Here is a 19,986-nt window from a genome sequence, read left to right as displayed (position 1 = left end):
GGGATAAGGGGGGCAGTTAGATGATCATAACGAAGATATTTAATAACAACGCCATAATAGCCAAAGATCAAAAAAGAGATGAATTTGTTGTTATGGGTCGTGGTATTGCATTCAAAAAGAGTGCAGGCGAACAAGTAGAAGAGCATCTAATTGAAAAGGTCTTTGTGCTTAAACATAAAGATGCTTCAGAGAAATTCAAGTTATTGTTAGAGGATGTTCCATCAGAATATGTTTCGTTATGCTATGACATCATCGAATATGGAAAAAGCATATTAGAAGCACAATTGAGCGATTATATATATGTTTCGCTTACGGATCACATGAACAATGCATTTAAAATGTTTGATGAAGGGTTTAAAAATGCAAATCCGTTAATTTGGGAGATTAAAAAATTTTATCCCAAAGAATTTGCGGTTGGCTTAAAAGCACTGGAGTTTATTGAAGAAGAAACAGACAAACGATTGTCAGAAGATGAAGCAGGTAATATTGCTCTTCATTTAATCAACGCTCAAGTAAACAGCTCCTACAACAAGGTAGCAGACGTTGCTCAGCAAACTCAAAAAATACACGACATCTTGAATATTATTAAATACTCTTATAATACCACCATAGATGAACACTCGATCAGTTATGAGCGATTTATTACACATTTAAGATTCTTCTTTCAGCGATTAAATAAAAAAGAAAAAGTAGAACTGGAAGACGATTTTTTGTGGAGGCAAGTGAAAGCAAAGTACAAAAAGGCCTATGGGTGCATGCTGAAGATTGAGAAATACTTGGATACGGTATTGTCAGATGAGGAGAAGCTGTATATAACGATTCATATTCAGCGTGTGACCCAAAGACAAAATTGAATAACCCTTGGATTGTTACTGGTAATGCAGGCGAAACCAACCTAGATCGAATTTGATCTATTTGGTTTCGCCTTTTTTTATAAATACAAATAAAGGGGAAGTTACAATGAAGTATGAGACATTAGCAAAAGACATCATCAGAAATGTCGGCGGCAAAGAAAATGTGAATAGTCTAACTCATTGTATTACACGCTTGCGCTTCAAACTAAAAGATGAAAGTAAAGCCAATACAGAGGTTTTGAAAAATATGGATGGTGTTGTCACTGTGGTAAAGAGTGGCGGGCAATACCAGGTTGTTATAGGTAACCATGTACCTGAGGTTTATGCTGATGTTACTGCTATAGGCGGTTTTCAGACAGGAGATTCAGAAGAAGCCTCAGGTGAAAAAGCGAGTTTGTTCAATAGATTCATTGATACCATTTCAGGTGTATTTACACCCACGTTGGGTGTCTTAAGTGCCACGGGTATGATTAAGGGCTTCACTGCCTTATTTGTAGCTTTAGGCTGGCTGACCACTACATCGGGTACCTATCAAATTCTCAATGCTTTAGGTGATTGTTTGTTTTACTTCTTTCCTATTTTCCTGGGGTATACGTCAGCTAAAAAGTTCAATGCCAACATTTTTATAGGTATGGCTATAGGTGCATCGCTTGTATATCCGACATTTAGCACGATAACAGCTTCGGGCAAGCCACTATACACTCTATTTAGCGGGACTATATTTGAGTCACCAGTATATATCACCTTCTTAGGTATTCCGGTCATTTTGATGAGTTACGCGTCAACTGTTCTTCCGATTATCATATCCACCTATGTAGGCTCAAAAATAGAAAACTTCTTTAAAAAGGTAATCCCTAGCGTAGTGAGAACATTTTTGGTTCCGTTTTTCACATTGTTAGTTATTGTACCCTTAGCATTGATTGTGATTGGACCTCTCTCGACCTGGGCAGGTCAACTGCTTGGGGCAGCAACCCTCTTTGTGTATAACTTAAGTCCAATTATTGAAGGCATAATCATGGGCGCTTTCTGGCAAGTGTTTGTTATCTTTGGATTACACTGGGGACTTGTTCCTATCGCTATGAACAACTTAGCAGTACTTAAATTCGATCCCATTCTTGCGGCTACGCTGGGAGCTTCCTTTGCTCAGACAGGCGTCGTACTGGCGATTTTGTTTAAAACCAAAAATGTAAAACTGAGATCACTTTCCATTCCAGCTGTCATCTCCGGGATTTTTGGTGTGACAGAACCAGCGATTTACGGGATTACATTACCACGTAAGAAACCATTTATTTTAAGCTGTATAGCATCTGCAGTAGGCGGCGGTATTATAGGAATGATGGGAACTAAAGGCTACATCATTGGTGGATTGGGTATTTTCGCTATCCCGAGCTATATCAGTCCGGCAGGAATAGACAACGGATTTTATGGGGCTGTTATCGGTATCCTGGTAAGCTTTGTATTAGGTTTCTTGCTTATGTTCTTTGGCGGATTTAAAGATGATGAAGTGAAAGAAGCAAAAAAGGAAGACAGCGCACCAGGAGCAGCCAAAGGAGAAGTTTTAGTAAAACAAGAGACGGTGATGAGTCCATTAAAAGGTGAAGTGAAGTCTTTATCTGAAGTAACAGATGAAGCCTTTTCGACAGGTGCTCTGGGTAAAGGGATTGCCATTGAACCTTCTGAAGGTAAGGTCGTTTCACCTGTAGATGGTGTATTAACATCATTATTTTCGTCAGGTCATGCGATTGGAATTACAAGTGACCACGGTGTTGAGGTCCTCATCCATGTAGGCAAAGATACGGTCAAATTAAAAGGCAAACATTTTTATCCTAAAGTGAAACAGGGAGATGCTGTTAAAAAAGGCCAGCTGCTTATGGAGTTTGATATGGAAGCTATAAAAGAGGCTGGTTATGTTTTGACCACACCTGTTATCGTTGCCAATACTACGAATTACCTGGATGTCATTGAAACAGAGAAGAAGGCGATTGAGTATCAAGAGGATTTATTGACCGTCGTAGTCTGATCTTAATTAAATGTTGAGGAGGAATTAAACAATGAAAAATACAACTAAATTGGAATTTCCACAAGGATTTTTATGGGGAGGTGCAACGGCTGCCAACCAATTTGAAGGTGGATATAATGAAGAAGGTAAAGGCTTAAGCACTGCTGATGTGATTACGGCTGGAACACATACGACCTCCCGAAGAATTACACCTATACTGGAAGAAGGAGTGAACTATCCGAGTCACGAAGCTATTGATTTTTTCCACCGCTATCAAGAGGATATCCGCTTATTTGCGGAAATGGGATTCAAGGTCTTTAGAATGTCCATTGCGTGGTCAAGAATATTTCCTAACGGAGATGATGCAGAGCCGAATGAGCAAGGCTTGCAGTTCTATGATCGTGTATTCGCAGAATTGAAAAAGTATAATATTGAGCCTTTGGTTACGATCTCACATTATGAAGCACCGTTTCATTTGACCCAAAAATATAATGGTTGGTCAGATCGCAGAGTCGTAGATTTTTATGTGAGATATTGTGAAGTGCTTTTTAATAGATACAAAGATGTCGTAAAATACTGGTTAACTTTTAATGAAATCAATATTTTAACCTTGTCATTTGGCGCGTTCATGGCTGGAGCTATGATGCCGGAGGGGAATGGAGAGCTTGCCCATGCTACAGTAAAGGATGAGCAGGTTCTGTATCAGGCGTTGCATCATCAATTTATTGCCAGTGCAAAGGCTGTAAAGCTGGGCCATGAAATCAACAAGGACTTTAAAATCGGTTGTATGATTGCTTATATGTGTTCCTACCCACTTACATGTCATCCTAAGGATATTCTACTGGCTCAACAAAAGGATAACTTAAGTAATTTCCTATGCTCAGATGTTCAAGTAAGAGGAGCTTATCCGGGATTTGCCAAACGCTATTTTAGAGATCATAACATTCAGATCAAAATGCAAGAAGAGGATGAGGACATCTTAAAAGAAGGCTGCGTAGATTTCTATACCTTCAGCTATTATTCCTCTACTTGTGTCAGTGCCGATCCTAACCAGGAGAAGGTGGGAGGGAATTTATCTATGGGCTTAAAGAATCCTCATTTGAAAGCAAGTGCCTGGGATTGGCAGATCGATCCACAGGGATTGAGATGGTCCCTCAATAACATTTATAACCGATATGAAATCCCGTTAATGGTTGTTGAAAATGGCCTTGGCGCCGTAGATACAGTGGAAGAAGACGGCTCCATTCACGATGATTATCGAATTGATTATCTGAAGCAACACATTGAGCAAATGAAAGAAGCGATTGCTGATGGAGTAGACCTAATAGGGTATACGCCTTGGGGATGTATTGATCTGGTAAGCGCGGGAACCGGTGAAATGAAAAAGCGTTATGGGTTTATATACGTCGATAAGGATAATGAAGGCAAAGGGACACTTGCTAGATCCAGAAAGAAGAGCTTTTATTGGTATAAGAATGTGATCGAAACCAATGGAGAGCAGCTGGATTAAATCTTAGTACCTGTTTCATAAAATTCATACCGGTCAGCGCGTGCCCATTTTAATCGGTACGCGCTGTTTGAATTTACATTTTGACATGAAAACAATACCTTAAATGGATATGTATCCCTGCGGTAAAAATGGGTTCCCTTCAGGAAACTACGGAGATTGTTTATAGGTTTAGGAACTCAATATCATCCGTAGTATTTTAAATTCACTAAACACATGGGATGAAAATGTCGAAATAGAGGATAGGACTTATATCAAAATATAAGGAAGTGGATACATATTATGAATCAAGTAGAAGCTGTTTTGACTGCCATGCCGTTTATCAGAGAAGCTGCACGACAAGATGTTTTAATTTCCGTAATGGATAGGGGGAAATTTCTATTCTTTCAGTCGGGTAAAAGTTTAGTCTATGACTTCAAGGCAGGCGAAGCTCTTCCTGATGTACACAAGAACTTCAAAATGCTAGTAGGCGGAGAAAAGACCAGAGTGCGTTATGATGCCGAAGTTTTCGGGTTTGCTGCCGATGCTTACTTTCATCCGATTAAGAATGAACAGAATGAGATCGAGGCAGTAATGTGCATCACCTATAGTATGGATGATCAAGATCAATTGAAGAAGTTGATGAGTCAAGCAGAGGATGTTACAAGCAAGCTAGTTGAAGGGATTCAGCATGTGGCGGCTCATTCGGAGGAGCTTAGTGCGACGGCCGAGGACATTTTAAGCAATACGAAAAAGGCGGTTGAGGACTCTGGTAATGTGACTGAGGTGGCAGGCTACATCAAGGATATTTCAGAGCAGACAAACTTGCTTGGATTAAATGCAGCCATTGAAGCTGCTCGGGTGGGTGAGGCAGGAGCAGGGTTTGGAGTTGTCGCTGCAGAAATCCGCAAGATGTCTACGGGCACCAAGGAAGCAACTGGACGAATCGAGCAATCCTTGCAAGCTGTCAGACAATCCGTTTATAACATGGAACAAGAGATTACGCAGATTACTGTATCTTCCCAAGAGCAGGCCAAGCTTGTGTCGGAGTTTATGAATATTATCGATCAATTAAATGAAACCAACCAAGGTTTGAGAGGTTTAATAGAGAAAATCACGAATGATGTTGATGTAAAATAAAGAATGAAAAAGAAGTCTCGGTCTGTGAATTGTGCATTCCGTCATGGAAATGTAGATCACTGGACGAGACTTTTTTACGTTTATTTAATGAATAACTTGGAGTGGATACATATATGAATTTGAATGGGTTGAATGAACAGAGTTACACAGAACTAGAGGATTATTGGGTGCGTGTATTTCTAAATGTAGTACAAGATCAGGATAAGGAGAACTGAGTGATTCCTTATTACAACACCTCCTTTTCTAATGGTCAGAAAATCATGGATATGAACCCCATTTTTTCGGCTAAGTCAGAAATAAGTCATAAATCCATCAGAATCATTCATGAAACGGTTAATGAAGAGGATGACGTTCACCATTGGTTAGATACGAATGGGAAAAACGAATTGGTTATTATTTGTTCCTTATCACAGCAACATGTGCAAAGAGTAAAGGGGATCATTGAACGCTGGATTTATGAATGAGAGTCATTATCCATAATCGAAACTTTTCCGATATAATAGGGAAGAGAAGCTATAGAACAGATACTACCTCAGAGAGGTGATTCACAATGACCGTTGATATTCTCCAACGTAATAATGTAAAAGTAATAGGCACAGGCAGCCAGACGATTGTGTTTGCTCACGGCTTTGGATGCGACCAGGATATGTGGCGTTATATCGTCCCTAGCTTTATCGACAACTACCAAATCGTCTTGTTTGATTACGTAGGTTCCGGAGATTCTCAAATAAAGTATTATGACTCGAAAAAATACAGTGACTTGCAAGGGTATGCCCAAGATGTGCTGGATATTATGGAAGCGTTAGACTTAAGAAATACCATATTTGTCGGACACTCCGTTAGCAGCATGATCGGAATGCTCGCCTCCATCCGCAGCCCTCAATATTTTGAACGCATTGTCATGCTCGGTCCTTCTCCACGCTATGTGAATGACCTGCCTTCTTATTATGGAGGCTTCGATAAGAGTGATATTGATGAATTACTGGATATGATGCAAATGAACTTTATTGGCTGGGCTAGTTACATGGCGCCCATTGCTATGCAGAATCCTGAGCGAGGGGACTTAACCGAAGAATTGGAAAAGGCATTTTGCTCAAGAGATCCTCATATTGCACGGCAATTCGCAGAGGTTACATTTTTTTCGGATTGCCGTGTCGATCTCCAGCATGCTTCGGTTCCTACACTGATTCTCCAGTGCTCGGACGATAGCATTGCTCCGATTGAGGTAGGGAATTATTTACGTACTCATCTTAAAAACAGCAGGCTTCAACAGATGAGGGCAAAGGGGCATTATCCTCATTTAAGTCAACCAGGAGAAACGAGCGATTTAATCAAAGAATATTTAGCCAGTGTGTAATATCGTATGAAAGGCAGTCATGCAATGGATATTCAATTAGATAAAGCTCCCTGTGGATACTTTTCAATTTCGGACACTGGGATCATTCAATCGGTAAATCAAACTTTGTTGGACATGCTTCTGTATGAACGTGATCAATTGCTCGGACGACCGATTGAAATGACAATGTCTGTTACCAACAAGCTATTTTTTCATACTTATTTTTATCCCTACATCCAGTTGTACGGGCGTGTCGATGAGATGTACTTCTCGTTTCGGACAAGTGATCGACAGGATGTGCCTGTACTTCTAAACGGGGTACGTCAGGAGCGCAACGGAGAAGCTGTTATTGATTGTGTAGTGCTAATGATGCGTAAGCGAATTGAACATGAAAAAGATATACTACAGACCAAAACCAAGCTTCAGGAATTATATCAGGCTACGAATGAAGCGAACCAGAAGCTTGAACGGTTGCACGAAGAATATGAAGTTAAACAGCAGGAGCTAGTAAGGATCAATCTCCAGCTAGAAACGATGGCGTCAACTGACCCGTTAACCGGTCTTAGAAATCGAAGATATTTTCAAGATCAGTTACTGGCTAGCCTAGCCTCCTTTCAAGAGACTGGAATACCTTTTTCGCTGCTGCTCATTGATATTGATCATTTCAAAAGCATTAACGACACTTACGGTCATCCGGTGGGCGACCTGGTGCTCACTAATCTGGCAGAAATACTCCAATCCATGTCACGGGAGATAGATATTGTCGCTCGTTATGGTGGCGAGGAGTTCGTTATTATTCTTCCGGGCAACGATCAAGAGGAAGCCATTCGTACGGCAGAAAGATATCGATCAAAGGCCGCCTCAAGGGATTGGGGAGAATACAGCATTACTGTGAGTATTGGTGTGGCAACGGTTACGCAAGAGGATACGGAACAAACAATTGTTCATCAAGCGGATTTGGCTCTGTATGCTTCCAAAAGTGGCGGGAGAAATCGGGTCACTCATTCAGCAAATCTTGTAAAGAGATAGTATAGAGGCTTAATAAAGGGAATTATGAGCTGACGCGCCTTAGAGCTAATTAGCCTAGCCTGCCTCTTACGGCGGGCTTTTTATTATAAAAAGAATGAGTGATGTGGAGGGATATACATGGGGGAAGCGTACAAGCTGGACTGTGATACCTGTGCTTATACTAAGAACATATTTGTGGGGTTTGGTTTATTATATATGCGTTTGGAATCCATTGCTTCGTTTGTACAGGATACTGTCCTTAAACGACGTATTGGGGAATTCATAGGCAACCCTTCGACGAGATATGATGCTTATGACGCGATGTATGTGTGTCCGGTCTGTCAGGCCATCCGCAATGAACTGTTTATTGAGATGAATTCGGACTCATCACAGTATAAAATTTCTTATGCTTGTCCTAGATGCGCGAGTGTTATGGAGCAGGAACACATTGAAAACAATGTGCCTGTTCATTTGAGTTGCCCAGCATGTGAGAAAGGGAAATTGAAAGCAACGTTTTATATGGATTGGGATTAATAGATTCCCCGAATATCACTACAGTATACTCCAATAGGTCTGGTCAAACCATTCAAATTCGGCTACTATTATTGATAACGATTCTCATTTGGAGCATCGGAATGAATGAAAACATTTGAGGTGGACGCTTGTGAATTCAAACTCGTTATCATTAATATATCAGCATTATTTGGAAAAAACTCCGTTTAGACAGCAGAATGAGCATACGTATATGATGTTACCGGAAGCGGGTCATGGGCATATTTACCGAGTTACAACTTACAGCGGAATTGAAATTGTATATTCGCACATTCAATATCACGAGCCGTATCCGACCAATTTTTCTTCCAGGGGACAAATGATTGAACTTCAATTTGCGCTTTCCGGTCAACGTCATGTGAATGTGGCTGGTCTGGATTATACACTCCCGATGGGGCAGGGTGCTCTTATTTTTTTACAGGATTTCAAAGCATGTTTCCATCCTCCGGTTAACGAACAATACCAATCATTTGCACTTGGCATTCCGATTTCGTTGTTTAATTATGCGGCTTCACAGTTAGCGGCTCGTCGGCAGGTAGCTATTGAATTTAATCAAATTCTTAAGGGAGCTGCATTCCATCACTTTAGTTTTGAACTGGATCACAGAAGTATAGTGATGATTGAACATTTGATCAAAGACTTGAAAAGTGTGCATAAATCGCCTTTGTTAATGGAAGCAGCAGCACTTGAGATTTTAAATCGATTTATGATTCAATTATTTGATTTAACACCTATGCCCGAAGGTTTGTCTAAAGAAGATGTCAGAAAGCTGCATATGGCTCGGGAGATCCTTGAATCCAGCATGATTGATCCACCTTCGCTGATCACATTATCCCAAAAGGTTGGATTAAACGATTTTAAATTAAAAAAAGGATTCAAAGCCTGCTTTGGAACGACTGTATTTGAATATTTGCGCCAAATTCGTCTCGATTATGCGATGAAGCTGCTCCGAAGCCAAGAAAGCAATGTGACTGAAGCTGCGATGGCTGTAGGATATAGCAATGTGAGTGCATTTTCAGAGCAATTTTTCCGGGAATACGGAGTGAAGCCATCCTCCTTAAAGAAGGTATTTTAAAATTTATTTTTTGACCTTTTTTTAAAAATATCAGGTAAATAAAAAGCTGGAACCCTGTATAGAAAGGATTCCAGCTTTTATTTGGTGCTTAATTCACGATAGTTTCAGTACCCTCTGAATTGATGGTTGAAGTATGGGTACGAGACGCTTCCTCAATATTTTTAAATGCCCAGTAATCTGCGGGTACATCCTTCCATGTAGCCTGGGTCGTACCTTCCAGGGGTCCTCGTTTTAAGATAGTGTTCAAAATTGTAACGGTTTCCACTCGTGTTATATATTGATTGGGTTGGAAGCTACTGTCGTTAAAACCAGTAATCCATCCTGCCTCAGCTAGCGCTTTAATTGAATCTCTTGCCCAATGCTTTTCGATATCGGTATAAGGAGATGCTGCGGTTTGCGTTCCTTTAAGCTGCTTCCAGGATGCGAGTATTGCTGCCATTTCTGCACGGGTAATGGGTTGCTCTGGCCGAAATGTTCCATCTGCATATCCATTCATGAAGTGTTGTGTCGTGAGTGCTATAATCGAATCCTTCGCCCAATACGTGTTAGGTACATCTTTGTATGCCAATGAGCTTTCTTTTGTTTCCAACTTCATAATTCTAGCCATCATCGCGGCAGTTTCAGCTCGTGTAATTGACTGGTCCGGCCGGAATGTGCCATCCTGATAACCGGTTATATATTTTTCATGCACAACCTCTGATTGCTCTACTGGCATGATTTCCGGAGTCGGCAAATCTGTCGGTAAAACCGATGGTGATGAAGGTGTGGTTGTTTCGCTAGAAGAAATAGACTCACTACTATCTGTACTATCCTTCTTATCTTTTTTACTGCTACTGCTGCCGTTACCAGTAGTAGCACCAGTTCCGCCAGTATTACCAGTGTCTGCATCTCCATTTACAACCTGTATATACGCTTCAGATCTACTGGGGACAAATCGAGCATCCCCACTATATATAGCAGTAATCGGGTGACTTCCCACACTTAAATTGCTTGTGGTATAGGTCGCAGTGGCATATCCATTTGCAATCCCATTTGGCGTCATCGTAAGCGTATCTAATATATTCGTGCCGTCCATAAGGATGACCGTTCCGGTTAAGTCGTCCGAAGTCTGTGGGTTTGAAGTTGTCCTCACGCTAAATCTTACTTCTTGACCTTGCTTAGACGGATTCAGCGAACTCAATACTGTAGTTGCTGTAGGTCTCAGTGAAGTTGTAGGCGCAGGTGCATTTACGACCTGAATGTATGGCTCAGATGTACTGGGGACAAATCGAGCATCCCCACTATATATAGCAGTAATCGGGTGACTTCCCACGCTTAAATTGCTTGTGGTATAGGTCGCAGTGGCATATCCATTTGCAATGCCATTTGGCGTCATCGTAAGCGTATCTAATATATTCGTACCATCCATAAGAACCACGGTGCCAGTTAAATCCTTCGTAATTTGTGGGGTTGAGATGGTTTTGATGCTAAACGTTACGGATTGACCTTGTTTAGAAGGATTTGTCCAACTCGTTACCGTGGTTTCAGTAGCATACACAGCATCTGTTACACTAGGTACTGGTGAGGAGGTCGCATACACAGCACTCCCAGAAAAACTCCATGTCCAGGTCCCAAATAAGACGATAACAGCAAGATAAGATAAACAAAAAGACTTGATTTTACTCATAAACTTCCTCCATAAATTTCTGGTGTCACGATGAACAGACTAAGGATCCTCCATGATGACTAACCTGCTAATATGATTTCTTACACTACTGGATTACTATACTAAATGCTTCTGAACCAATTCTGAACAAAATCGACAAAACCATGCCCAATTAACAGATCACGATTTGCGAGCCCTTCATAATACAAATGGTCAGTTTAGCGCGACGTTTTCGGAAAAAAAAAGAGCCTTCTTACCATGAACTAATGCTAATCTCACGGTAAGAAGGCTCTTCATGAAACCATATTGGAAACTACAGTTTATTCCACTAGTATTTAAATTTGACCGTTAGATCCTGTAACTTCTGAGACATATCCGATAAGGTCGTTGCCAGGCTGGTGATCTGCTGCATTGAAGCCAACTGTTCTTCTGCAGACGCTGCAATATTCTGCGAGTTGTCCGCCGCTTGAAGCGCCAGACTTGATACATTCTCTCCGCTCGCCGAAATTTCTTGGACACTTGCGGTTATTTGCTGCGTGATGCTCGCGAGCTCTTCTGTTTGCTGTGCGATATGATTGGTGGACGTCACAATTTTGTTAAACTGCTGCTCCGTCTCACTGGCAATTTTAATACCAGAGTCGACATCCTGTTTTACGCGTTCCATGGTCTTAAGCGAATGCTCCATATCTTTGCGCATATTCTGAATCAACTCGGAAATCTGCCCGGAAGACTGGTTCGATTGTTCGGCCAGCTTTCTTACCTCTGCAGCAACGACGGAGAAACCGCGGCCTTCTTCGCCTGCACGAGCAGCCTCAATCGAAGCATTTAATGCAAGCAGGTTGGTCTGCTGTGCGATATCTGTAATGGCATGCAGCATCGTGTCGATCTGTTGAGTGCGTTCATCCAGCATTCTCATAACCGCATCGGTTTCATTGACGGAATGGTTAATCAGGTCCATTTGCTTCACCGTATGTTGTACAGCAGTACCACCAACGCTCGCCATTTCCATCGCGTCTGCAGACGAATCAGCAATGGCCAAGGAGCTCTCCGTGATCCGCTGCATACCTATTGAAATTTCTTCAAGCGAGCTGGTTGTCTTCTGGAGCATCATCTGCTGCTCCTTAGCACCGGCCGCCGATTCTTGAATCGCGATGGTGATGTGCTCGGTTGCCTGTCCAGTGTGCTCTGCTCCAAGGGTCAATTCTTTCGAGGAAGTAGCTACCTGCTTTGTGGACAGATTTACCTCACCGATCAGAAATCTAATATTTTTAATCATATGATTGAAGTCCTGTGCAAGCTCGCCGATCTCATCTTTTGAATGAATTTTGACTTCTTCGACCGTTAAATCACCGTCCGCAACTGCGTTAAGTCGCTTTGCGATCATGATGATAGGCTTCGTAAAACGTCCCGAAACAAAGCTTACGATAATTGCTCCCAGAATAACCGCAACAGTCGTAATAATCAGGACAATATAAAGGACTTTGGTCGCTCCGCTGTTAAATTCGTTAAAATATGCTCCAGAACCGATGATCCATCCCCAATAAGGATCCTTTTCAACATACGAAATTTTCGTCTCCACTTGATCTGTACCAGGTAAAGCCCATTTATAAGTGACGAATCCCCCGCCGTTTGTACCGACTTCTACAAACTCTTTTCCCACATGCACACCGTCTTCCGACACGGCATTCATTAAATTCTGGCCTTCATTTGAAGGGTTCATCATTGAAACGGCATCTTGGTTGACTGCCCACGGATAACCTGTTTTACCTACAGTATATTTAATCTTTATCGGTCTTTTGTTATTAGCATCTTTTACACCGAGCAGCTCGATGCGCAGTTTTTCCTGTGCTTCCTCCAATGTTAAATTACCGGCTTCGACTTGCCCATTGAGGAAACTAATCATACCAATTACCATTTGCACACTATTCTTAAGTGCCACTTTGCCTGATTCATTCATTTCATTCTTGGAAACAAAATAAGAACTGATTCCAATCACGAAAGTGGGTACAATTAAAATAATCAAGCACATTATGGTTAACTTTGTTCTTAACGATCTTACCTTCATTATTGATCCTATCTTTGTTTTGTTCACTGCATTTCCCCCTTAGACATCGATATACAGACTCAACCCCCAACTACGGTAGTTACAAAAGATAAAAGACTGTACATCCTATATCGTAATAACATGCCAGGAAATTAAGCCCTTTCATCTTGTCAGCGATGAAACCGTCTAAACTTCGTATCATGTTACGGCCCCCAGGTGAACTATGCGTCAAGGCCACTATAATCAACGGAACCCATTGGATCATAGAATTAAGATCATCTTATACTGTGCTGAAGGCTGGCCGTTGTTTTATATGCTAAATTAAATCCGTTTAACCGCAAATTTATCCGTATACAGGCAGTAGTTTCTTGGTATGCTCCGTATACTTCTGATTAGAGAGAATCTATACCGGAGGAGTGTGCGAGGATGAATAGAATCAAAGGGAGCATCTTTTTCAGTGTTTTTGTGGCTATGCTAGGGCTCATGCTCATTGCTCCAATTATGCCGCCCCTTATTCGTGAGCTGGGGTTAAGAGAAAGTCATTCTGGGTTAATTATATCGCTTGGCTCCATAACGATGGCCTTAATGGCTCCAATTTGGGGGAATCTGAGTGATGCAAAGGGACGCAAGCCTGTGATTTTGCTTGGATTCATAGGGATGTGTGTAAGCTGCTTGCTGTTTACGCTTACTCTTTTTGCAGGATTAAAGGGTTGGCTCAGCGGGGGAATGCTGTTAGTCCTGCTGATTGTTACACGCGGCTTGATCGGCGGGTTTATCCCGGCGGTATTGTCATCCTCCCAAGCTTACATGGGAGACGTGACCGAGGGCGAAGATCGAGGTAGTGGCATGGCCATCATTAGCGCGGCCAATGGACTTGGATTAGTATTTGGGCCCGCTATTGCAGGCGCCTTTACTTTAATAGGCTTGCTGTGGCCTCTGTATTTTGGAATCGTGATTGCGGCTGTAGCATTTGTAGTGGCCTTGCTGGCAATTCCGTCTGCCAAGCCTGTTATTCAGCAAAAGCCAGCTCGGATTAACCCTTTTCAACCTGGTCTACGAATGTATTTGTTTGCAGGTTTGGTTACGATGATTAGTATTGTGACCATCCAGGTTATAGGTGGATTTTATTTTCAAGATCAATTAGGCCTTTCATCCGAAGAAACAGCAAGAGTGGTTTCCTTTGGGCTTATGTTTTCTGGGGCAGCGATGTTGATTGTACAGATCGTTCAAATGAAATGGCTTAAATGGCAACCCAAGCCGATGATTTTGCTCGGCTCTCTGTTCCTTATTGTCGGTATGCTGCTATTTCTCATGTCAGCCAGCGTGGTCGTTTACTATTTTGCGTTCTTTATGTTTGGTATAGGTACAGGCTTGCTAATGCCTGGATTTATGGCCGGGGCTTCTCTTTCTGTCAGTAAAGAACAGCAAGGACGAGCCGCTGGTCTGGTGGCCACTGTCCAAGGCATTTCTGCGATTATTGCTCCTATTTTGACAACGACGCTATATCGGGTGGATAAATATATTCCTTTTGCTCTTATAGCAGTTCTGGTAGCTGTTATGGCCGTCATTATGTTGGGGATAAGAAAGAGAAAAGGGAATAGTGAACTGGTATCTCAGAAGGCCAAATAATTTGATGAACCCATAGGCTTTCGCGCTATATTCACGAGAAGCCTATTTTGTTTGCTGGTTTGAATGATAGTCAAAAGGTCTCAATTGTCTATTTCATATTGGTGGCGAAGATGCGGTGAAGTGGAGGAAAGGAATGTACAGGGTGCTGGAAGAAGAGGAGCGTGCTGCGGAATGGTTCGAGCTGTAGCCGAAGACAATACTGGATATACCTTTGAACCGCTGCTTCGGGGGGCGACCGAACGGCGAGCGCTGAGTCGAATGCCTCGTTCTTTGCAGAACGCGCGACAGGCCCCTCATCGCAACTGGATTACTACCTTTGCTTCTGAAGTCTGATTAATCTCTGCTCCAATTTGGTATCTCCCATAAATTTGCTGGCAGATACAGCAAGCTGATATTGATCGGTCCCCATATGGTTAGCGGCAGGTTGAAGAATCTCTTTTATCGTTTGCCATAACGAAGCGGCCTGCCGGCTTTCTGCTCCAAAATGGAAGATGATGTGGATACAGACCGTAATAATATTGCGTCCAAGTCCGTACAGAAACCATTCTTCTTCCTTAGTAATAAGCGGAATAATGGTTTCCATCGTTTCCCATGCCTCATCCAATCGTCCTGCTTCAATGAACTTCTCTGCCAGGCTAGATGCAGTAGAACAGTAGTTATGATGATTCCCTTCGGTTTTCTCTATTTCGGTCAGCTTTTTAAGAGCTTCAATTTCACCTTCTGCATGGTTGCGCCATCTCTCATGATAAACGAGTGTCTGCAAATTTTCTTTGTTCCAATTCGTCTGATCCTTGATCCACAAATCGATAAATAATGATAGATAAACATCTTCCCCGAGCTCGCTCGCGATATTGATGCAATCCTCGATATTAGCTGCATCTTTGCTGAATAAATATTTTTCCAAAATCAACTCTGGGTCAAACCCGGCATATGTATCGAAATTGGCCTCCTTGGCCTGCTGGAACAAGATTTGGTCCTGCTCACGCTCATACTTTTGTAGTAAAAAAACGGCGTAATACAGAGCATCGCCAATCCCCTGAAAACTGTTCGTTTCCCTGTCTATAATCTCATTAACGAGCAACCTTCTAACAATCGGTTCGTAATGCGGGGCATATCGATCCTCGCGATTATACAAAGCCAAAAGCACCTTCAAGCGATTGGTATAATTGGCATCACTCTTTCCATATTTCTCACTGTGCTTTTCCAAATAATCGACCTTCGAAAAATCGGCGTGATCACCTATTAGACTCTGCAGCATTTCATCATAGGGTGTCATCATCTGATCCAACAGCTTTCTGTAGTTCGTTTCCAATACTGTGATTCTCCTTTCCTGATAGACCTAATACTACAATCCATATTTACAAAAAAACAAGCGATTTCCTTTTAAAAGGGGATTGCCTGTTTTGCATTATGCTGTTTTTGATTTCTCAAACCGGATAAATACATAACATTTAAATAACATATTGAGTCACTTTAGTGCAAAAACGACAAATTTCGTCATTATTTTTAGTTATTCAGGACGTGGAAAGCGTTCTTGTTCCTTAGTACAATGATAAAAATAACAAGTGATGAAAAGAAAGGTGACAAATAGGCGAGGGATTACGGATAAGGGGGGACGGGCTGTGGCCGTATACACACTACGTAGATTGGTACAAATGACTCCAGCACTGCTTGGTATTGTCGTCATTACATTCATGATCTCAAGAGTGCTTCCAGGTGATCCTGCTGTGATGCTTGCGGGGGAACAGGCTACACCCGAGACGATTGAAAATATTCGCAGCAGTATGGGACTGGATCAACCGAAGTACATTCAATTCTTTCATTATGTAGTGGGATTGTTCCATGGTGATCTGGGTCAGGCTTATCACACCGGACAGTCAGTGGCAAGCGACTTTGCTACCCGGTTTCCAGCAACCATCGAGTTGGCGCTGGCAAGCTTGGTTATTGCGATTCTGGTGGCAATCCCGATCGGTATTCTGGCGGCAACCCGTAAAGAATCGATTGTTGATCACATTTCACGCGTGTTTTCCTTGATCGGTGCATGTATGCCCATTTTCTGGATTGGCCTGTTATTCATTTATATTTTCTATGCTAAATGGGGCATCGCTCCTGCGCCCATGGGTCGAATTAGCGGTGACATCAATCCGCCGACGCACGTTACGGGACTTTATGTACTGGATAGTCTGATGACCGGTGATTTTGTAGCTTTAAAAAGCAGTTTATCCCATTTGGTTCTGCCAGCTGTCTGTCTCAGCACAGGCACTATGGCGATTGTGGCACGGATGATGCGCTCCAGCATGCTGGAAGTCATCGGTCAGGATTTTGTTCGCACAGCCAGAGCCAAAGGTCTGCGCGAAGGAATTGTCATTTATAAGCATGCACTCATTAACGCTTTTATTCCAACGCTTACCGTACTTGGTTTGCAGGTCGGTTACCTGATTGGTGGAGCGGTTATTACCGAAACCATTTTTACCTGGCCAGGAGTGGGCAGTTATGTGACGGACTCCATTTTGGCGGCTGATTACGCACCGATTCAAGCATTTACCCTCGTAAGTGCGCTGATTTATAGCTTTATCAATCTTGGAGTCGACTTGGTTTACGGATTGATTGACCCACGTATCCGGTACGAGTGATAACAATGAAGCACAAAAGTAGGGGGAGGTACTCGGATGAGCACTGCAAGTGATTTGGTGGCAAAAGCGGCTGTACCTCAGCCCAATGCAGCCGCTATACCGAAACGTAAGACCTTTTGGCGATTACTGTTTGGCAATAAACTCGCTTTAATCGGATTCATTTTTATCGTTGGCTGGACGCTCATTGCCATCCTCTCATCATGGATTGTTCCACATGATCCTTATGTAACCGACCCGGCGAACAAGCTGCTGCCGCCAAGTGTAGAACATTGGTTTGGGACCGATAATTACGGACGCGACATTCTCAGCCGTGTTATTTACGGAGCCAGAATCAGCATATGGACCGGAATGATCGCCGTGTCGATCTCATTTATCATCGGCGTACCGCTTGGAGCCATCGCAGGTTTCTATGGCGGTCGAATGGGCAGCATTATTATGCGCTGCATGGATATTCTGTTGGCTTTTCCATCGCTGGTACTCGCCATGGCTATTGCTGCAGCGATGGGACCAGGACTGATGAGTGCACTTATCGCCGTGGGTATTGTAGGCATACCCGAATTCGCCAGGCTGATTCACGGACAAACCATCTCTCTCCGGGAAAAGGAGTTTGTTGAGGCCAGCCGGGCGATTGGTGTAACGAACGGAACGATTCTGTTTCGCCACATCTTGCCTAATGCACTTGCCCCACTGCTTGTGAATGCAACGCTTGGAATGGGCTTCGCCATCCTCACCTCAGCCAGTCTCAGCTTCCTGGGACTCGGTGTGAAACCCCCGATTGCCGAGTGGGGCGCAATGATTTCAGAAGGGCGAGCGTATATCATTTCCGGTGAGTGGTGGATCGTAACCTTCCCGGGTCTTGGAATTGCGACAGCTATTTTGGGCTTCAATTTGCTTGGAGACGGTTTGCGGGATGTTCTTGATCCAAGACTGCGCTCTAGCAAATAAAAATAAATAGATCATTAAAGGGGAGAACGTAAGCCATGTTGAAAAAAAGTCTTTCTCTAATTGTCGTCTTGTCTACGTTGCTATGGACGGCAGGTTGTGCGAGCAATGCTAACAGCCCGTCCGCTTCATCTGGAGAGAAGGGCGCAGATGCCCCATCCCCACCAAAGACGATTACACTTGCTTACTCGGAGGGAGGGTCAACCATGGACCCTGCTGAAGCAAGTGATCTTACATCGGACACCCTTGTGCTTGCGCTCTATGATCAGCTTGTGACCTACGGCAAAAAGTCTACGGATAGCGGCGAAGTGGCAGATACGGAAGCCATTAAGCCCATGCTGGCTGAAAAATGGGATGTGTCCGCGGATAACATGACTTATACGCTCCATCTGCGTAAAGACGTTAAATTCCAAAGCGGCAACCCGCTAACCGCCAATTCCGTGTTGTATTCCTTTGAACGGCTTAAAAATTCCGATTCCGGTAGCTTTCTGTATGGTATGAGCTCCATTAAAACCGCTACAGCGCCAGATGAGCACACCGTTGTCGTTACATTGTCCCAACCCAATCATATGTTTCTACAAATCCTGTCATTGTACAACTTCTCCATTGTGGATGATGTGCTTGTCAAAGAAAATGGCGATGGTGACTATTTGAAAACACATGCGGCAGGTTCAGGTCCGTTCAAGCTTGAAAAATGGGACCCTGCGACAGAAGCTGTCTTTAATGCTAATGCTAGCTACTGGCAAGGGGTGCCAAATCTGAGCAAAGTAACGATGAAGTTTACCAAGGAAGCTTCCAACCGTGTACTTTTGCTGGATAAAGGCGATGTGGACATGGCGATTGAGATTCCTGCAAAGGATGTTTCGAAGCTGGAAACCAACGCCGATCTAAAGGTTCAATCCAATGCAAGTAACCGGATTCTGTATTTCGCCATGAATAACAAAGTCAAACCTTTTAATGATCCAAAAGTGCGTCAAGCGATTGCTTATGCCATTCCTTACGACCAATTAATCGACGATGTCATGTACGGTCAAGCGAAACAAATGAAGAGTTCTGTAGCGAGTAACACGCCTGGCTACACCGATGCGGGTTACAACTATAAGCACGACCTGGACAAAGCAAAACAGCTGCTTGCAGAAGCGGGTTATCCTAATGGGTTTAATTTTGACCTGACACTGGGCTCCGGCTTCCAGGACTGGGCAGATGATGCCGTATTGATTCAAGCTGAACTTGCCAAGATTGGCGTAAAGATGAATGTTGTCAATGTTGCTCGTGCACAGTTCCTTGAACAGCAACGAGAAGGCAACCTGACAGCATACATTTCCAAATGGACTTCCTTCGTCAACGACCCTGGTTATCATCTCGGGTTTCTGATGTACAGCGGCGGTTCATCGAATTATATGCATTACGCTAATGCAGAAGTGGATAAGCTTTGGGAACAAGCAGGCAAAGAGCAAGATGAAAATAAACGTAAAGAGCTGTATGGCAAAGCACAAGAACTTATAAATCTAGATTCGCCATGGGCGTACCTGTATGAGTACAATCGCGTTGTTGGCATGAGCAAAGATGTCACTGGATATGTCTACTACCCAGATGAGGTTATCCGATTCTATTCATTGAATAAAGAGTAAGTTGTGATCTTA

General features: G+C 42.8%; 17 protein-coding genes. 14 read left to right on the top strand and 3 right to left on the bottom strand.

The window, feature by feature from the left end:
• Positions 1-20 precede the first annotated feature (20 nt).
• From licT to ACWGXJ_RS17605, 9 genes are all read left to right on the top strand, one after another.
• Positions 21-854, top strand: a complete 834-nt coding sequence (gene licT / locus ACWGXJ_RS17645) for a BglG family transcription antiterminator LicT (protein ID WP_069290091.1) — start codon at positions 21-23, stop codon at positions 852-854.
• A 106-nt stretch (positions 855-960) separates the two neighbouring features.
• Entirely contained in the window at positions 961-2,874 is a 1,914-nt protein-coding gene (locus tag ACWGXJ_RS17640; protein WP_452567275.1) for a beta-glucoside-specific PTS transporter subunit IIABC, read from the top strand.
• Between the two features lie 31 nt (positions 2,875-2,905).
• Positions 2,906-4,363, top strand: coding sequence for a glycoside hydrolase family 1 protein (locus ACWGXJ_RS17635; RefSeq protein ID WP_452567274.1), 1,458 nt, complete (start codon positions 2,906-2,908; stop codon positions 4,361-4,363).
• A gap of 279 nt (positions 4,364-4,642) precedes the next feature.
• Entirely contained in the window at positions 4,643-5,479 is an 837-nt protein-coding gene (locus ACWGXJ_RS17630) for a methyl-accepting chemotaxis protein (RefSeq protein WP_452567273.1), read from the top strand.
• Between the two features lie 215 nt (positions 5,480-5,694).
• Positions 5,695-5,943 carry a hypothetical protein gene (locus tag ACWGXJ_RS17625; RefSeq protein WP_452567272.1) on the top strand — a complete coding sequence of 83 codons (249 nt, stop codon included), beginning with the start codon at positions 5,695-5,697 and terminating at the stop codon, positions 5,941-5,943.
• Between the two features lie 86 nt (positions 5,944-6,029).
• Positions 6,030-6,836, top strand: coding sequence for an alpha/beta fold hydrolase (locus ACWGXJ_RS17620; protein ID WP_452567271.1), 807 nt, complete (start codon positions 6,030-6,032; stop codon positions 6,834-6,836).
• 24 nt (positions 6,837-6,860) lie between these two features.
• Positions 6,861-7,844 (top strand): sensor domain-containing diguanylate cyclase, encoded by a 984-nt coding sequence (locus ACWGXJ_RS17615; protein WP_452567270.1) that lies wholly within the window; start codon positions 6,861-6,863, stop codon positions 7,842-7,844.
• Between the two features lie 117 nt (positions 7,845-7,961).
• The gene (locus tag ACWGXJ_RS17610; protein WP_440722732.1) at positions 7,962-8,357 is read left to right on the top strand and encodes a hypothetical protein; all 396 of its coding nucleotides are present in this window, start codon (positions 7,962-7,964) and stop codon (positions 8,355-8,357) included.
• Between the two features lie 130 nt (positions 8,358-8,487).
• Positions 8,488-9,450 carry a helix-turn-helix domain-containing protein gene (locus ACWGXJ_RS17605; RefSeq protein WP_069290087.1) on the top strand — a complete coding sequence of 321 codons (963 nt, stop codon included), beginning with the start codon at positions 8,488-8,490 and terminating at the stop codon, positions 9,448-9,450.
• A gap of 88 nt (positions 9,451-9,538) precedes the next feature.
• On the opposite strand, the gene ACWGXJ_RS17600 is transcribed toward ACWGXJ_RS17605, so the two are convergent.
• Together ACWGXJ_RS17600 and ACWGXJ_RS17595 are read right to left on the bottom strand one after the other, a co-directional pair.
• A complete protein-coding gene (locus tag ACWGXJ_RS17600; protein ID WP_452567269.1) occupies positions 9,539-11,116 on the bottom strand; it encodes an S-layer homology domain-containing protein in 1,578 nt (525 codons plus the stop codon).
• A gap of 307 nt (positions 11,117-11,423) precedes the next feature.
• Positions 11,424-13,160: a methyl-accepting chemotaxis protein gene (locus tag ACWGXJ_RS17595; RefSeq protein ID WP_452567922.1), complete on the bottom strand. Its 1,737-nt coding sequence runs from the start codon at positions 13,158-13,160 to the stop codon at positions 11,424-11,426.
• Positions 13,161-13,565: 405 nt separating this feature from the next.
• On the opposite strand from ACWGXJ_RS17595, the gene ACWGXJ_RS17590 reads away from it, so the two are divergent.
• A complete protein-coding gene (locus ACWGXJ_RS17590) occupies positions 13,566-14,768 on the top strand; it encodes an MFS transporter (RefSeq protein WP_452567268.1) in 1,203 nt (400 codons plus the stop codon).
• Between the two features lie 171 nt (positions 14,769-14,939).
• Positions 14,940-15,101, top strand: coding sequence for a hypothetical protein (locus ACWGXJ_RS17585; RefSeq protein ID WP_348623227.1), 162 nt, complete (start codon positions 14,940-14,942; stop codon positions 15,099-15,101).
• Here ACWGXJ_RS17585 and ACWGXJ_RS17580 read toward each other — a convergent pair.
• On the bottom strand, positions 15,079-16,080 hold the full coding sequence (locus ACWGXJ_RS17580; RefSeq protein WP_452567267.1) for a hypothetical protein: 1,002 nt from the start codon (positions 16,078-16,080) through the stop codon (positions 15,079-15,081). The two genes, ACWGXJ_RS17585 and ACWGXJ_RS17580, sit on opposite strands and share 23 nt — an antisense overlap.
• A gap of 310 nt (positions 16,081-16,390) precedes the next feature.
• On the opposite strand from ACWGXJ_RS17580, the gene ACWGXJ_RS17575 reads away from it, so the two are divergent.
• Genes ACWGXJ_RS17575 through ACWGXJ_RS17565 form a run of 3 tightly spaced genes read left to right on the top strand, consistent with a single transcriptional unit; the run spans position 16,391 to position 19,974 of the window.
• Positions 16,391-17,401 carry an ABC transporter permease gene (locus ACWGXJ_RS17575; RefSeq protein ID WP_452567266.1) on the top strand — a complete coding sequence of 337 codons (1,011 nt, stop codon included), beginning with the start codon at positions 16,391-16,393 and terminating at the stop codon, positions 17,399-17,401.
• Positions 17,402-17,437: 36 nt separating this feature from the next.
• Positions 17,438-18,346 (top strand): ABC transporter permease, encoded by a 909-nt coding sequence (locus ACWGXJ_RS17570; protein WP_061829644.1) that lies wholly within the window; start codon positions 17,438-17,440, stop codon positions 18,344-18,346.
• Between the two features lie 35 nt (positions 18,347-18,381).
• Positions 18,382-19,974, top strand: a complete 1,593-nt coding sequence (locus ACWGXJ_RS17565; RefSeq protein ID WP_452567265.1) for an ABC transporter substrate-binding protein — start codon at positions 18,382-18,384, stop codon at positions 19,972-19,974.
• Positions 19,975-19,986: the final 12 nt, after the last annotated feature.

The sequence above is a fragment of the Paenibacillus sp. S33 genome (genome assembly GCF_053615415.1).
This window is presented reverse-complemented; position numbering and strand designations above follow the sequence as displayed.

Bases quoted from the DNA above. Each gene is read 5' to 3' on its own strand.
- licT (WP_069290091.1), top strand. From the start codon at position 21: ATGATCATAACGAAGATATTTAATAACAACGCCATAATAGCCAAAGAT.
- ACWGXJ_RS17640 (WP_452567275.1), top strand. From the start codon at position 961: ATGAAGTATGAGACATTAGCAAAAGACATCATCAGAAATGTCGGCGGC.
- ACWGXJ_RS17635 (WP_452567274.1), top strand. From the start codon at position 2,906: ATGAAAAATACAACTAAATTGGAATTTCCACAAGGATTTTTATGGGGA.
- ACWGXJ_RS17630 (WP_452567273.1), top strand. From the start codon at position 4,643: ATGAATCAAGTAGAAGCTGTTTTGACTGCCATGCCGTTTATCAGAGAA.
- ACWGXJ_RS17620 (WP_452567271.1), top strand. From the start codon at position 6,030: ATGACCGTTGATATTCTCCAACGTAATAATGTAAAAGTAATAGGCACA.
- ACWGXJ_RS17615 (WP_452567270.1), top strand. From the start codon at position 6,861: ATGGATATTCAATTAGATAAAGCTCCCTGTGGATACTTTTCAATTTCG.
- ACWGXJ_RS17610 (WP_440722732.1), top strand. From the start codon at position 7,962: ATGGGGGAAGCGTACAAGCTGGACTGTGATACCTGTGCTTATACTAAG.
- ACWGXJ_RS17600 (WP_452567269.1), bottom strand. From the start codon at position 11,116: ATGAGTAAAATCAAGTCTTTTTGTTTATCTTATCTTGCTGTTATCGTC.
- ACWGXJ_RS17595 (WP_452567922.1), bottom strand. From the start codon at position 13,160: ATGAAGGTAAGATCGTTAAGAACAAAGTTAACCATAATGTGCTTGATT.
- ACWGXJ_RS17590 (WP_452567268.1), top strand. From the start codon at position 13,566: ATGAATAGAATCAAAGGGAGCATCTTTTTCAGTGTTTTTGTGGCTATG.
- ACWGXJ_RS17585 (WP_348623227.1), top strand. From the start codon at position 14,940: ATGGTTCGAGCTGTAGCCGAAGACAATACTGGATATACCTTTGAACCG.
- ACWGXJ_RS17570 (WP_061829644.1), top strand. From the start codon at position 17,438: ATGAGCACTGCAAGTGATTTGGTGGCAAAAGCGGCTGTACCTCAGCCC.
- ACWGXJ_RS17565 (WP_452567265.1), top strand. From the start codon at position 18,382: ATGTTGAAAAAAAGTCTTTCTCTAATTGTCGTCTTGTCTACGTTGCTA.